Annotated in this window: 13 protein-coding genes and 1 riboswitch; of the genes, 3 read left to right on the top strand and 10 right to left on the bottom strand. The window is 72.6% G+C overall.

From position 1 onward, the window contains the following. Positions 1 to 176: 176 nt before the first annotated feature. From ACRWK8_RS06695 to thiO, 6 genes are all read right to left on the bottom strand, one after another. Positions 177 to 1,202 carry a 6-phosphofructokinase gene (locus tag ACRWK8_RS06695; RefSeq protein ID WP_378742534.1) on the bottom strand — a complete coding sequence of 342 codons (1,026 nt, stop codon included), beginning with the start codon at positions 1,200 to 1,202 and terminating at the stop codon, positions 177 to 179. 143 nt (positions 1,203 to 1,345) lie between these two features. Next, entirely contained in the window at positions 1,346 to 2,011 is a 666-nt protein-coding gene (locus ACRWK8_RS06690; RefSeq protein ID WP_378742532.1) for a response regulator, read from the bottom strand. Between the two features lie 114 nt (positions 2,012 to 2,125). Beyond that, entirely contained in the window at positions 2,126 to 4,096 is a 1,971-nt protein-coding gene (gene pknB, locus ACRWK8_RS06685) for a Stk1 family PASTA domain-containing Ser/Thr kinase (protein WP_378742530.1), read from the bottom strand. A 375-nt stretch (positions 4,097 to 4,471) separates the two neighbouring features. Next, positions 4,472 to 5,272, bottom strand: a complete 801-nt coding sequence (locus ACRWK8_RS06680; RefSeq protein WP_431868989.1) for a thiazole synthase — start codon at positions 5,270 to 5,272, stop codon at positions 4,472 to 4,474. Positions 5,273 to 5,275: 3 nt separating this feature from the next. Then, positions 5,276 to 5,488 (bottom strand): sulfur carrier protein ThiS, encoded by a 213-nt coding sequence (gene thiS, locus ACRWK8_RS06675; protein ID WP_378742526.1) that lies wholly within the window; start codon positions 5,486 to 5,488, stop codon positions 5,276 to 5,278. 2 nt (positions 5,489 to 5,490) lie between these two features. After that, complete coding sequence (gene thiO / locus ACRWK8_RS06670) at positions 5,491 to 6,684, bottom strand: glycine oxidase ThiO (protein WP_431868987.1); 1,194 nt, start codon at positions 6,682 to 6,684, stop codon at positions 5,491 to 5,493. Then, positions 6,683 to 6,793, bottom strand: a riboswitch (TPP riboswitch). Its footprint overlaps the gene before it by 2 nt. Before the next feature lie 118 nt (positions 6,794 to 6,911). Between thiO and ACRWK8_RS06665 the strand changes: the two genes are divergently transcribed. The 3 genes from ACRWK8_RS06665 (at position 6,912) to ACRWK8_RS06655 (ending at position 8,810) form a co-directional block, all read left to right on the top strand. After that, positions 6,912 to 7,271, top strand: coding sequence for an Rv2175c family DNA-binding protein (locus ACRWK8_RS06665; RefSeq protein ID WP_378742522.1), 360 nt, complete (start codon positions 6,912 to 6,914; stop codon positions 7,269 to 7,271). A gap of 67 nt (positions 7,272 to 7,338) precedes the next feature. Next, positions 7,339 to 8,010: a thiamine phosphate synthase gene (thiE, locus tag ACRWK8_RS06660; protein WP_378742520.1), complete on the top strand. Its 672-nt coding sequence runs from the start codon at positions 7,339 to 7,341 to the stop codon at positions 8,008 to 8,010. Positions 8,011 to 8,063: 53 nt separating this feature from the next. Further along, positions 8,064 to 8,810, top strand: a complete 747-nt coding sequence (locus ACRWK8_RS06655) for a phosphotransferase family protein (RefSeq protein WP_431868984.1) — start codon at positions 8,064 to 8,066, stop codon at positions 8,808 to 8,810. 43 nt (positions 8,811 to 8,853) lie between these two features. Here the strand turns inward: ACRWK8_RS06655 and ACRWK8_RS06650 are convergent, their stop codons facing one another. The 4 genes from ACRWK8_RS06650 to ACRWK8_RS06635 form a co-directional block, all read right to left on the bottom strand. Continuing rightward, entirely contained in the window at positions 8,854 to 9,825 is a 972-nt protein-coding gene (locus ACRWK8_RS06650) for a zinc-binding dehydrogenase (protein WP_431868982.1), read from the bottom strand. A gap of 143 nt (positions 9,826 to 9,968) precedes the next feature. Then, positions 9,969 to 10,862 carry an SDR family oxidoreductase gene (locus ACRWK8_RS06645; RefSeq protein ID WP_431868980.1) on the bottom strand — a complete coding sequence of 298 codons (894 nt, stop codon included), beginning with the start codon at positions 10,860 to 10,862 and terminating at the stop codon, positions 9,969 to 9,971. A gap of 68 nt (positions 10,863 to 10,930) precedes the next feature. Next, the gene (locus ACRWK8_RS06640; RefSeq protein WP_431868978.1) at positions 10,931 to 12,217 is read right to left on the bottom strand and encodes a DUF418 domain-containing protein; all 1,287 of its coding nucleotides are present in this window, start codon (positions 12,215 to 12,217) and stop codon (positions 10,931 to 10,933) included. A gap of 171 nt (positions 12,218 to 12,388) precedes the next feature. Continuing rightward, positions 12,389 to 13,474: a polyprenyl synthetase family protein gene (locus tag ACRWK8_RS06635; protein WP_431868976.1), complete on the bottom strand. Its 1,086-nt coding sequence runs from the start codon at positions 13,472 to 13,474 to the stop codon at positions 12,389 to 12,391. Positions 13,475 to 13,511 lie beyond the last annotated feature (37 nt).

Below are 13,511 nucleotides of genomic sequence, written 5' to 3'. Positions count from 1 at the left end.
GGTGCTACCTCCGGAGGGTGATGCCTGGGCTTGGGGACGGAACGATGCCTTCCAGTATCGAACAATCCCCGGACCGCTCGGTCCATTCCCGGAGTACACGGTCCTCGGATGAGACTCCGGACACGGCCGGGCCCCTCCCCGAAGCGGGGGAGGGGCCCGGTACGCGGTGCGGGCGCCTAGCCGAAGAAGACCTCGGCCTCCTCGTAGCGCTCCGCGGGCACGGTCTTGAGGGTGTCGGTGGCCTCGGCCAGGTCCACCCGCACGATGTCGGTGCCCTGGAGGCCGACCATCTTGCCGAAGGACTTGTCGTGCACGGCCTCGATGGCGTTCACGCCCAGGCGGGTGGCGAGCACGCGGTCGAAGGCGGTGGGGGTGCCGCCGCGCTGGACGTGGCCCAGTACGACCGAACGGGCCTCCTTGCCGGTGCGCCGCTCGATCTCCTCGGCCAGGTTCTGACCGATGCCGCCCAGGCGCACGTGGCCGAAGGAGTCCGTCTCACCGGTGGCCAGCTCCAGCTGCCCCGCCTTGGGGTGGGCGCCCTCCGCGACCACGATGATGGGCGCGTACTGGGTCTCGAAGCGGCTCTCGACGTGCTTGACGACCACGTCCATGTCGAAGGGGCGCTCGGGGATGAGGATGACGTTGGCGCCCGCGGCCATGCCCGAGTGCAGGGCGATCCACCCGGCGTGGCGGCCCATGACCTCCACCACCAGGGCGCGGTGGTGCGACTCCGCCGTGGTGTGCAGGCGGTCGATCGCCTCCATGGCGATGTTGACCGCCGTGTCGAACCCGAACGTGTAGTCCGTGGCGTTGAGGTCGTTGTCGATGGTCTTGGGCACGCCGACCACGTTCACGCCGCGGTCGTGCAGCTGGCGGGCGACACCCAGGGTGTCCTCGCCGCCGATAGCGACCAGAGCGTCCACGCCCAGTCCGGCCATGTTGTCCTTGACCCGCTCGACGCCGCCCTCGATCTTCATGAGGTTGGTGCGGGAGGAGCCGAGGATCGTGCCGCCACGGGGGAGGATTCCGCGTACGGCGGCGATGTCCAGGGGCATGGTGTCGCCCTCCAGGGGGCCGCGCCAGCCGTCCCGGAAGCCGACGAACTCGTACCCGTAGTCCTTGATGCCCTTGCGGACCACGGCGCGGATGACCGCGTTCAGACCAGGGCAGTCTCCACCACCGGTCAGCACCCCGACTCGCATACGAATTCTCCTCGACGTTGGTGGGTGTTCCGGGCGCTGGCGCCCTATGGTCTAGACCATAGTGGGCGGGGGTGGCCCAGGCCAACCCCGCTCCTTGCACGGCATCCGAAACCCCGCGTTCCGGCCGTCGCCGCGTCACGGGGTCATTCGTCCAGGCCCTGGTCGATGGCGTAGCGCACCAGCTCCACCCGGTTGTGCAGGTGCAGTTTGGTCAGGGTGTTCTGGACGTGGTTCTGGACCGTGCGGTGGGAGATCGTGAGGCGGCGGGCGATCTGCTTGTAGGCCAGCCCCTTGGCCACCAGCCGCAGCACCTCGGTCTCACGCGGGGTCAGCTCGGGAGCCCGCTCCCGGCCGTCGGCCGCGCGGTCCTCCTCGGCGGACAGCCGCCGGTACTCACCGAGCACCAGTCCGGCCAGACCGGGGGTGTAGACGGCCTCACCGGTGTGCACCCGGCGGACGGCGTCCAGGAGCTCCTCGCGCCCGGCCGACTTCACCAGGTAGCCGGTGGCCCCGGCCTTGACCGCCGCCAGCACGTCGTCGCTCTCGCCGCTGGCCGAGAGCACCAGTACCCGTGGGGGCTCGGGCAGCGCCACCAGGGCGGCGGTCAGCTCCACGCCGTTGGTGTCGGGCAGGTGCAGGTCCACCACGGCCAGGGTGGGCCGGATCGCGGGAGCGATCCGCAGCGCCTTGGCGCCGTCGCCCGCCGTCCCCACCACGCGGAGTCCGGCCTCGGCCAGGTCCCGTGCCACCGCGTCACGCCACATGGGGTGGTCGTCCACGACCATCACCCGGATCTCGTCACCGCTCATGCCGCAGACACTACTCGGGCGTGTCCGGCGGGTACACGCCCTGACCGCCGCCCCCTTCCGGAAAGGGCAGGGGGCGGCGGTCATCCGGGGGGCGCGCGGCGGCGCGGAGTCCGGTCAGTCGTCCTCGTCCTCGTCGAGGTCGCCCAGGTCGATCCCGCCGGGGGTGGCGGTGAGCTTGATCTTGGTGCCCTCGGGCGCGGTCCCGGTGTGCGACTGGTGCGCCACCACACGGCCGCCGAAGATCCGCTCGACCTCGACGTCGAACCCGGCGTCCTCCAGTTCCTTGCGGGCGTCGCGGACGGAGTCGCCCACCACGTCCGGGACGTCGACCTCGGGCGGTCCGCTGGACACCGTCAGCGTGACGGACGCCCCGGGACCGACGTTGGTGCCGGTGTCGGGAGTCTGGCTGATCACCAGGCCCTTGTCGATGTTCTCGCTCTCCTCCTCGACGATCTCGGCCGACAGGCCCAGCTCGTCGAGGGTCTTCTCGGCGTCCTCACGCTTCTCCCCGGCCAGGCTCGGCACGGGGATCCCGCTGCTGACGGTGATGGTCACCGTCCCCTCGCGGTCGGCGTCCGCACCCGCCTCGGGGCTGGTGGCCAGCACCTCGCCGGGGTCGTTGTCCGGGGAGTCCTGCTCCTCCTGGACGATGCTCTCGTCGTCGAAGCCGAGGTCCTCCAGCGCCTTGAGCGCGTTGGCGACGTCGTCGCCCACGAGGTCGGGCATGGACACGTTCTGCGGGCCCTTGGACAGGAACACCGTCACCGTGTCACCGGGGGAGAGCCGCGAGTCCACCTCGGGGTCGGTCTCACCGACCTCGCCGGCGGCGGCGTCGTCGCTGTACACCCGGTCGTCGGAGAGCTCCACGACCAGTCCGGCGCCCCGGATCTGCTCGCTGGCGGCCTCGGGGGACAGCCCGATCACGTCGGGGACGGCCTCGTAGCGGCCGAGCAGGAACCACCAGCCCGCCACACCCACGACCAGCGCCGTCACGAGCGCGCCGACCACCAGGAGGCGGTTGCGCGAGAACCACGACCCGCCCCGTCCGGGGTAGTCATCGTCGTCGTAGTCGCCCCCGCCCAGGTCGGCGCCGTTCATGTCGACGACCATCGTGGCGTTCTCGGTGCCCGGACCGGCGCCGCCCGCGATCAGCTGGGGCGCGGTCATGGTGGCCGCCGCGTTGGCCTGCGGGGCCACGGGGGCCAACGGCGCGGCCGAGCCCGGCGTCGGGTCCGGCAGGGTCCGCAGGACCTCCAGGACCTTGGCCAGGTACTGGCCCGCGTTGCTCGGACGGTACCGGGGGTCGCGCTCGGTGGCCTTGGTGACCAGGCCGTCCACCTCGGGCGGCAGGTTCGGCAGGAAGTGGGAGGGGCGCGGAACGTCCTCGGTCACGTGCTGGTAGGCGATCGCGATCGGGGTCTCGCCGGTGTGCGGCTGGCCGCCGGTGAGCAGTTCGTAGAGCATGATCCCGGCCGCGTACACGTCGCTGCGCGCGTCGGCGGTGCCCTTCTCGATCTGCTCGGGCGCCAGGTAGGCGGCCGTGCCCATGAGCGTGCCGGTGCGGGTCAGGCCCTGGTTGGACTGTTCCACCGCGCGGGCCAGACCGAAGTCGGCCACCTTGACCCGGCCGTCCTTGCTGATCAGGACGTTCTCGGGCTTGACGTCGCGGTGCACCATCCCGGCCTGGTGGGCGGCCCCCAGCGCGGCCAGCACCGAGGCCATGAAGTTCAGGGCCTGCTTCGGAGCCAGTCGTCCGTGTGCCTTGAGGATGTCGCGCAGGGTCTGGCCCGGGACGTACTCCATGGCGAGGAAGACGTGTCCCTGGTCCTCACCCTGGTCGAAGACCTGCACGACGTTGGGGTGGGAGAGCTTGGCGACCGAGTGCGCCTCGTTGATGAAGCGCTGGACGAAGGTCGGGTCCTGGGCCAGGGAGGGGTGCATGACCTTGAGGGCCAGGCGTCGGTCCAGCCTCAGGTCGTGGGCGACGTAGACCGTCGCCATGCCGCCACCGGCGATCCTTGACTCGACGAAGTAGCGACGGTCCAGCGTCGCGCCTACAAGCGGGTCGGAAGTCGTCATGTCCACGGCGGAGTTGTGTCCTTGCTGCGGGGAGCGCGGGCGTTCGCGGCCGGTGGCGCGTACCCGACACCTGGTGTCGATCCGACACGATAGCGGAAGCCGGTGTCAGGTCTGCCCCGCGGTTCACGGTCGCGACGGCCCCCGTGTCCACCGTCGTGGAGCCCGACCGGAGGGTCGGTTCGGGGCGTTCGCGCCTGGGCGGTCTGAGGGTGCGGTGCCGTCGCGCGGCACGCGCACCCTCCCACGGTAGGGGACGGGACCAAACCCGTCGGTAACGGTCCGTTCGCGTGTCGTCACCGGGGGTTCGCGCGGTGTGCCGGAACGGGTGATCGTCCCAGGTCCGGAGCCCCGGACCACCGCACCGGAGTCCTCCCGGCGGACTCAGACCACGTCGGGGCTGGAGGCCCTGGCGTGGCGGCGGACCGGGATGCGTCCGGCCAGCCGCGCACCGCGACCGGCGCGCACGGCGTCGCGCATCGCCGCCGCCATCCGCACCGGCTCCCGGGCGCGTGTCACGGCCGTGGCCAACAACACCGCGTCGCACCCGAGCTCCATCGCCAGGGCGGCGTCGCTCGCCGTCCCGATGCCCGCGTCCACGATCACCGGGACCTCGGCCTGTTCGACGATCAGCTCCAGGTTGTGCGGATTGCGGATGCCCAGGCCCGAACCGATCGGCGCGGCCAGCGGCATCACGGCGGCGCAGCCCAACTGCTCCAGGCGACGGGCCAGCACCGGGTCGTCGTTGGTGTAGGGCAGGACAGTGAAGCCGTCGTCGACCAGCGCCTCCGCGGCGTCCAGTAGTTCCACCGGGTCGGGCAGGAGGGTGTGCTCGTCGGCGACCACCTCCAGCTTCACCCAGTCGGTGCCCAGGGCCTCACGGCCGAGCCTCGCGGTGCGCACGGCGTCCACGGCGGTGAAGCACCCGGCGGTGTTGGGCAGCGGGCGGATGCGGTTGCGCTCCAGGACGTCCCACACCGACCCCTGGGTGCCCGGGGTGATCCGGCGCATGGCCACGGTGGTGAGTTCGGTTCCCGACGCCAGGAGGGCGTCCTCCAGGACCTCCAGCGAGGGCGCCCCGCCGGTGCCGGTGATGAGTCGGGACCCGAAGGAGACCCCCGCGATGACCAGCGGGTCCTCCGACACGTGTGCCGCGACGGTCACGGACTCGGACGTCTGTGTCATGGTTCAGCCTCCCTGTACGGCGGTGAGCACGTCCACGCGGTCGCCCGCGGAGAGCTCGGTGTCCGTCCAGGCGGTGCGTCGCACCACCTCGTCGTTGACCGCGACGGCGATCCCGCCGGGGACGGCGCCGTCCCCGGCGTCGGTGAGGTCGCGCACGACCCCGTCCACGGTGGTCGCCTCGCTGTCCCGGGCCTGTCCGTTGATGATCAGTTCCACTGCTACTCCCACGTCCGTCTGCTGGCTGAGAACCGGCGCGCGTACGGGGGCAGCGCGCCGGTGGTGAGTGCCTCGGCCATGACCTCCCCGGTCACCGGGGCCAGCAGGACCCCGTGCCGAAAGTGTCCGGCGGCCAGGTGCAGTCCCGGGACCCGTGTGGGCCCCAGGAGGGGTTCGTTGTCGGGGGAACCCGGCCGCAGCCCCACGCAGGTCTCGACGACCTCCAGCTCGCTCACCCCCGGGACGAGCTCGCGCGCGTCCCGCAGGACCTGCCAGAGCCCGCCGACCGTCAGGGAGGTGTCGTGGCCCAGCTCCTCCTGGGTGGCGCCGACGATCACCTCGCCGTCGGCCCGGGGTACCAGGTAGACGGGGAACCCGCGCACCAGGCCGCGCACGGTGCGCGTGACCAGCGGCGGTTCCCCGGCGGGCACCCGGGCGCGCAGCAGCTGCCCCTTGACCGGGCGCAGCGGCGGAACCACCGGTTCGGGCACCCGTACCCGGTCGCCCCAGCATCCGGCGGCGAGCACCACCTGCGCGGCGGGCAGTGCGGTCCCGTCGGCCAGGCGTACGCCCAGGCGCGCGCCGTCAGCCCCGGGGGAGGTGATCTCCTCCGCGTACCCGGGGACCTCGCGAACGCCCGCCCGCTCCCCGGCCCGCGCCAGGGCCAGGAGCAGCGCGCGCGGGTTCACGGAGTGGTCCTCGGGGGCCAGCACGCCACCGCGCACGCCCGGAGCGAGCGTGGGTTCGAGGCGTCGGCACTCGCGGCTGGTGAGCCGCTGGGTGGGGACGCCCAGGCGCTGTTGGAGCGCGTGGAGGTCGGTGAGGACCGCGAGGTCGTCGCGGTCGAAGGCGACCAGCAGCGTCCCGGTGCGGCGGTGGCCGACGTCGATCCCGCTGGCCTCCTGGAGTTCGGCGACGAAGTCGTCGTAGAGGCGCGCCGAGCGCACCCCGAGCTCCATGAGCTCCTCCTCGCCGAAGACCGCCTCGGTCGCGGGGGTGAGCATGCCCGCCGCGACGGTCGAGGAGGCGCGGGCGTCGGAGGGCGCCGTGACGGGGTCGGGCTCGACCAGGGTCACGGACAGGCCGCGCTGGGCGGCCCGCCAAGCGGTGACCCGGCCGATGACGCCGCCGCCGACCACGACCACCGCATTGGTGGGATGAATCGTCTTCTGTGGGGGAACCTCGTTGCTGCGCACGGCGCCGTGTTCCACTCCCTTCGCCGGAATGACCCGGATCAGGTTCGTGCGGTCGGAGGCGGTGAGCCTCCCTCTCAGCCGGGTCCACCCGGCTCCCGCGGGACATGTCCTCGCCCTCATCCTAGGACAACCCGTCCAGGGCGGTCGTGGCGGGGATCTCCCAGGCGGGGCGTCCGGGGGCGGGGCGATGGTCTCCGGAGCCCGGCCGGGTGTGGCAGATTGGGTGGGTGACACAAAGCGATCGTGAACTCGACGAACTCGTCGGCGAATGGCTGACCCTGCGTGAGGCGGCCGCGCCGCTGGGCGTGAGCCCCAACCGCATCAAGACGCTCATCCGCGAGAACCGCCTCATGGGCGTGGTGCGCGGTGGCGAACTCTGCATCCCCGCCGCCTTCCTGGACGGCCCGGACCTGGTCAAGGGTCTGCCGGGCACCATCGTGCTGCTGACCGACGCCGGTTTCTCCACCGAGGAGGCCCTGCGTTGGCTGTTCACCCCGGACGACACCCTGCCGGGCACGCCGATCCAGGCCATGCGGGAGAACCGGGGCACCGAGGTCCGTCGGCGGGCCCAGGGCATGGCCTTCTGAGCCGTCCACGGCCCGGGGACGCACCACCCCGGTGACGTCCCCCGGGCCGTTGGTTAGGGTGGGGCGCGTGAGGACGAGCCACGGAACCAGCCTGCGCGAGCGCCTGGACGCATCCCTTCTGTACCTGTGCACCGACGCCCGGACCGAGAGCGGTGATCTCGCGGAGTTCGCGGACGCCGCCCTGGCCGGAGGCGTGGACATCATCCAGCTCCGGGACAAGGGCTTGGAGGCCCGCCAGGAACTGGCCGCCCTGGAGGTCCTGAGGGAGGCGTGCGAGCGCCACGGGGCCCTGCTCGCCGTCAACGACCGCGCCGACATCGCCCGCGCGGTACGCGCCGACGTCCTGCACCTGGGCCAGCGCGACCTGCCGGTTCCCCTGGCCCGCGACATCATCGGCGCCGACCCGCTGGTCGGCCGCTCCAACAACGACCCCGAGGCCGCCGCCCGTTCGGCGGAGGAGCCCGGGAGCGACTACTTCTGCGTGGGCCCGACCTGGGCGACCCCGACCAAGCCGGGCCGCCCGGCGGCCGGACTCGAACTGGTGGAGCGCGCGGCCGCGCTCGGCACCGACCGGCCCTGGTTCGCGATCGGCGGCATCGACCTGGAGAACGTGGACCGGGTGCTGGACGCCGGGGCCACCCGCGTGGTCGTGGTGCGCGCCGTCACCGAGGCCGAGGATCCGCGAGCGGCGGCCAGCGCGCTCCGGGCCCGCCTGACCGCACGGCGCGGCGACGCCTGACCGTCGCGAAAACCCGGTGACCTCGACGGCCGTCCCGGGGATACTGGTCCACCATGGATGAGGTCGAGGTCGTCGTCGCCCACTCCGAGCGCGCGACACTGCGCGTCGGTGACGTGTTCCTGAAGGTGGACGCCGACCAGGCGCGTGTCGACGTCGAGGTCGAGGCGATGTCCCTCGCGCCGGTCCCGACCCCGGAGGTCCTCTGGCGCAGGCCGCCCGTGCTCGCGATCGCCGCGCTCCCGGGGACGGCCCTGGGCCGTCTGGGCGAGCCGTCGACCGCCTCGTCGGCGGCCTGGACCGCGGTGGGCGCCGCCGTCCGGAGACTGCACGAGGCTCCGCCACCTCCCTGGCCCGGTCGACGCCGCCGGGACCCCGGCGAGTGGGCGGCGGAGCTCGACCGGGAGTGCGAACTCCTCGTGACCAACGGTGTCCTGCCCGCCGACCTGGTCGCCCGTAACCGCCGGGTGGCCGAGGCCGCGATCCGCCCCTACACCCCGGTTTTCACGCACGGGGACCTCCAGAGGGAGCACGTCTTCGTCGAGGGCGACGAGGTCACCGGCGTCATCGACTGGTCCGAGGCGGGCGCTGGCGACCCCCTCTTCGACCTCGCCACCCTGACGCTCGGGAACCAGGGGCACCTGGCGGAGGTCGCCGCCGGTTACGGCGCCGACGTCGACCTCGACGTGGTCCGCGCGTGGTGGTCGTCGCGCGCCCTCCTGGGGGTGCGTTGGCTGGTCGAGCACGGCTTCGACCCGTTCGCGCCGGGGTGTGAGGTCGACGTGCTGAGGGCCCGGATGTGAGGCCGCGCAGACCCGACCACGTCGAGCGCGGTCCCCGGAGTTCCTAGGGGACCAGGAGCACCTTGCCCAGCACACGGCGGCCCTCCAGGGCGGCGTGCGCCTCGGCGGCCCGCTCCAACGGCAGGGTCAGACCCACGTGGGGGCGCAGGTGTCCGGCCCGTGCCTCCTCCAGGGCCAGACGGGTCAGGTCGCTCCGGTCCGTGCCCGACCGAGCCCGCATCGCGTCCAGGCCCAGGGTGGTGATCCCGCGCCGGGCGGCCTCCCGCGCGTCGATCTCCGCGAAGGAGCCTCCGGCCGTCCCGTAGCTGAGGAACCGGCCTCCGTCGGCCACCGCCCTGAAGGACGCCGACCCCAGCGCACCGCCGGCCCCGTCGATCACCACGTCGGCCCCCGTGTCACCGGTGACTTCGAGCACCCGGTCGCACCAGTCCGGCTCCGCGTAGTCCACGACCTCCTCCGCGCCCAGGGACCGTGCCAGCGCCAGCTTCTCCGGGCCCCGGGCCGCGCCGATCACCCGTGCTCCCGCGAGCCGGGCGAGCTGCACGACCAGGCTGCCCGCGCCGCCGGTGGCGGCCAGGACCAGGACCCAGGTGTCCGGGGTGAAGCGCGCGGCCCGCTCCAGCATCATCGCGGTCGCGCCGTCGACCATGAGCGCCAGGGCGTCGAGGGGGCGCAGCTCCCCGGGAACCCGTACCAGGCCCTCCGCCGGAACCGCGACGCGGTCGGCGTATCCGCCGTCGTCGGTGCGGGTGAGGACGCGGACGCCGATCCAGGCGGGGTCCGTGCTGGGCCCGACCTCCGCGACCCGGCCCACCACGCTGCCCCCGGGCACGTAGGGCGGGGTCTGGGGGAAGTGGTCGCGGGCCGCGCCGCCGCGGATCAAGGTGTCGAGGTAGATCACGTTCGCCGCCCCGACCTCGACCAGCACCTCGCCGGGGCCGGGTTCGGGGTCGGGGAGCTCCCGGGCCACCAGGACCTCGGGGCCGCCGAACTCGTCGACTCGAACCGCGCGCATGTCCACCACTCTCCTCGTGCGGGGTTCCTCCCTCGCAGGACCAAGCATTGTTCCTCAACCAATATTGAGGTCAAGGGCCGTCTCGGGACCGTCAGGAAAGGGGAAACCGCCGCGCACGGGGCACGGCGGTGGGGGAGGGGCGGTCAGACCGCGACGTGGGAGAGGGCGCTCGGGTGACGGCGCAGGAAGCCCTCGATCGACTGAGCCGGATGGCCGGTCAGGTCGGGCACGACCGGCGAGACCACGTCCATCTCCCCGGCGGCGATCGCCGCGTACGAGGAGGCCCAGCCCTCGATCTCCCACTCCGCGGCCCCGCTCGGGCGGCGCGATTCCAGGGCCTCCTGCCAGGTCTCGGGCACGTACCGGACGCTCCGGCCGGTCAACCGGCCCAGCTTCTCCACGGTCGCGCCCACCGACAGCGCCTCGGGTCCGGTCACGTCGTAGGTCGCCTCCTTCGAGGCCGCCACCACCGCCGGGTCGGTCAGCACCGCCGTGGCCACGTCCGCCACGTCGTCGCGCGAGACCCACGCGATCCTGCCCTCACCGGCGGGGCCGCGCACCACGCCCTGCTCGTCCACCCAGCGCGGCAGCAGGTTCAGGTACAGGCTCGGTCTCAGGAACGTGTGCGAGACACCGGTGGACCGGATGTGCGCCTCCGTGTAGAAGTGCGTGCGGGCGAACGTGAACGTGGACGCCGGACCCGCGCCGAGGAACGACAGGTACACGATCCTCGACACCCCGGCGCTGACCGCGCCGTCCACGGCGCTCAGGTGCGCCTCCACCCGGTCCTCGGACTCGGTGGCCGAGACCAGGAAGAGCGTGTCCACGCCGCGGCAGGCCTTCTCGAAGGCGGCCGTGTCCTCGTAGACCGCCATCGCCGCGCTGCTCTCCGGGTACTCCGGCGCCCGGTTGATGTCGCGCACGATGAGGCGCTGCGCCAACCCGAGCCGCGCGATCCGGGCGGCCACCCGCCCGCCCAGCGCACCGGTGGCCCCGGTCACCCCTATGGTGTGGTTTGTCATGTGATCGTCGCCCATGGAAACCCATCCTGGGGTACGACCGGCCACCGGCCGCTGATCGGCGCGCCCGTTTTTGCGCCCCCCGGTCAGGGGCTGGTGCGCTCTTGGTGCTCGTCGGCCGCGGGCGGTCCGGCGGGCGCCGTGACCGCCGTGGACGGACGCCGGTACGACAGCCTGCGCAGCAGGACCTCGGCCGGTCCCCGCCGCCCCGCGCGTTCCAGCGCGTAGGCGCCCGCCACCGTGACCAGCCACACCGCCACCGCGTACAGGAACATCGTCCACGAGGACATGTACGCGGCCAGCCCCAGGCCCCACGCGGCCAGGATCGGCGCGCAGAGCACGGACTGCGCCAGGTAGGCGCTCATGGAACGCTTGCCGGTGGCGGTCAGGGCGGTCACCACGACCCCTCCGGTCCGGCCGCGCTCCTGGAGCCGGTGTGCGACCAGCGCGATCAGGGCGACGTACCCGAGACCGCCGAAGAGGCCGGTCAGCATGTGCGGGAAGGTGAGCATCAGCCCCTGGTCCCCGGTGAGGTCGAGGACACCGACCTGCGCCAGGGCCTCGGGGAGGCCTCCGACCCAGCCGACGCCGATCCCCACCACGGCCACCCGGCGCAGTGTCCGCAGGTGCGAGCCGGGCTCCTCCAGGAAACGGCGGCGCGCGGCCCAGAAGCCGAGCAGGATCGCGGTGGGCACGACCAGGCCGAGCAGCCCCTGTCCGATGCTGACCAGCGGCCAGTTCAGCAGCCGGTCCGTGGCGGCCGAGAGAACGGACGGGTCACCGATGTTGCCCGCCATCTCGTTCATGTCGAGGCCGCCCGCGCCACCGTCGGACTCACTCACGAAGGGCAGGGCCAGGAGGCTGAGCGCGCTGCCCACCGCCATCAGGAAGGTCAGCACCGCGCTCCACACGACCAGGGTCACGTCCCTGCGGCGGAAGAACAGCCAGCCCAGGACCAGTCCGGCCACACCGTAGGCACCGAGGATGTCGCCCATCCACAGGAGCAGGGCGTGGACGAAACCGAAGACGACCAGCCACAGGTTGCGGCGGCGCAGCAGGGCGTTCACGCTCCTCACGTCGGCCCCGGCCGCCTCCTGCCGCCGGGCCAGCTGCATCATGCCGTAGCCGAAGAGGAACGCGAACATCGGGTAGCTGCGCATGTCCACGGCCATGACCGTGAAGAACTGGGCGACCGAGTCCAGGGCGCCCTCGGGGGCGGGGTGCACGGTCAGGCCGTCGCTCGGGGACGCCCAGAGGTACCAGACCGAGTTGGCCAGCGCGATGAACAACAGCATGAAACCGCGTGCGAGGTCGGGCGCGAGGGCCCGGTCCGTGGTGCCGGTCGGCCCGAGCACGGGGGTCTGTCTGGACAAGGGAGGACTCCGGTATCGAGATGTATCGTGTTCTCCGATTCAACCCGGAACCAGACAGAGCGCGCAACGGGATTCAGGTAGGAGAAAACCCCCGAAGTCGCCAGGGGAGACCCCTAGGGGCTTCGGGGGTGAGCGTCGGAACGGGTCGGCCGGACCCGGGCCGGTGCGGGCTCAGTGCGAGCGTCGCGTCGCGGCCACCACCAGGTCACCGAGCGGGCCACGGGCCTCCGCGTCCACCTCGGGGCTCTCCAGGGCGGTCAGCGCCCGGTCGGCGTACTCGGAGACCATCGACTCGCAGGTGGCCAGCGCCCCCGAGGACTCGATCAGGGCGCACATCCACTCCACGGCGTCCACACCGAGGTCGGGCGTGCCCAGCAGGTTCCCGAAGCGCTCGGCGTCGGCCGCGCCGGACCGGGCCAGGGTCTCGGCCACGACCAGGGTCCGCTTGCCCTCGCGCAGGTCGTCACCGGCGGGCTTGCCCGTGGTGGAGGGGTCACCGAAGACCCCGAGCACGTCGTCGCGGAGCTGGAAGGCGATGCCCAGGGGAATGCCGTAGTCCGTGTAGACCCCGGCCAGCTCCTCGTGGCGCCCGGCCAGCGCGGCGCCCAGGTGCAGCGGACGCTCCACCGTGTACTTGGCCGACTTGTAGCGCATCACGCGCAGGGCGGCCTCACGGGTGGCGGTGCCCCGGACCTGCTCCAGGGTGTCCAGGTACTGTCCGGCCATCACCTCCGTGCGCATCGCGTCGAAGGGGCGCCTCCCGGCCTGGAGCGTGTCCGGGGAGAAGCCGCTGGCCTGGTACATCTCGTCGGACCAGGCCAGACAGAGGTCACCGATGAGGATCGCGGCCCCCTCGCCGAAGCCGTCGCTGTCACCGTTCCAGCCGTGGTCGGCGTGGAGTGCGGCCATGCGCCTGTGCGTGGCGGGCCGTCCGCGCCGCGTGTCGCTGTTGTCGATCACGTCGTCGTGGACCAGTGCGCACGCCTGGAGGAACTCCAGGGAGGCGGCGGCGCGCACCATGCGGTCGTCTCGGTCGGCGCCGCCCGCGCCCCGCCATCCCCAGTAGGCGAAGGTGGGCCGCAGGCGCTTGCCCGCGGAGACCATGACCTCCAGGGAGTCCATGGCCGGTGCCAGTTCCTCCCCGATCTCCAGGAGCCGTTCGCGGTGCGAGGCGCAGAAGGAGGAGAGTTCGCGGTCCACGTCGGAGCGGATGACGGACACGGCTGAGGAGGCTGAGGAAGATGTGGAGACGGCCATACCCTGCACATTAGCGGCTGGTCCGCGTGCGGTTGCC

Origin of the sequence: Nocardiopsis eucommiae, from assembly GCF_965344335.1 — a bacterium.
In the GTDB taxonomy this organism is placed as follows: Bacteria; Actinomycetota; Actinomycetes; order Streptosporangiales; family Streptosporangiaceae; genus Nocardiopsis; species Nocardiopsis eucommiae.
Note: the sequence above shows the minus strand (reverse complement) of the source record. Positions and strands in the feature narration are given on the sequence as shown.

Coding starts and splice junctions, on each gene's coding strand:
- ACRWK8_RS06695 (WP_378742534.1), bottom strand. CDS start 1,202: ATGCGAGTCGGGGTGCTGACCGGTGGTGGAGACTGCCCTGGTCTGAAC.
- ACRWK8_RS06690 (WP_378742532.1), bottom strand. CDS start 2,011: ATGAGCGGTGACGAGATCCGGGTGATGGTCGTGGACGACCACCCCATG.
- ACRWK8_RS06680 (WP_431868989.1), bottom strand. CDS start 5,272: ATGACACAGACGTCCGAGTCCGTGACCGTCGCGGCACACGTGTCGGAG.
- ACRWK8_RS06655 (WP_431868984.1), top strand. CDS start 8,064: ATGGATGAGGTCGAGGTCGTCGTCGCCCACTCCGAGCGCGCGACACTG.
- ACRWK8_RS06650 (WP_431868982.1), bottom strand. CDS start 9,825: ATGCGCGCGGTTCGAGTCGACGAGTTCGGCGGCCCCGAGGTCCTGGTG.
- ACRWK8_RS06645 (WP_431868980.1), bottom strand. CDS start 10,862: ATGGGCGACGATCACATGACAAACCACACCATAGGGGTGACCGGGGCC.
- ACRWK8_RS06635 (WP_431868976.1), bottom strand. CDS start 13,474: ATGGCCGTCTCCACATCTTCCTCAGCCTCCTCAGCCGTGTCCGTCATC.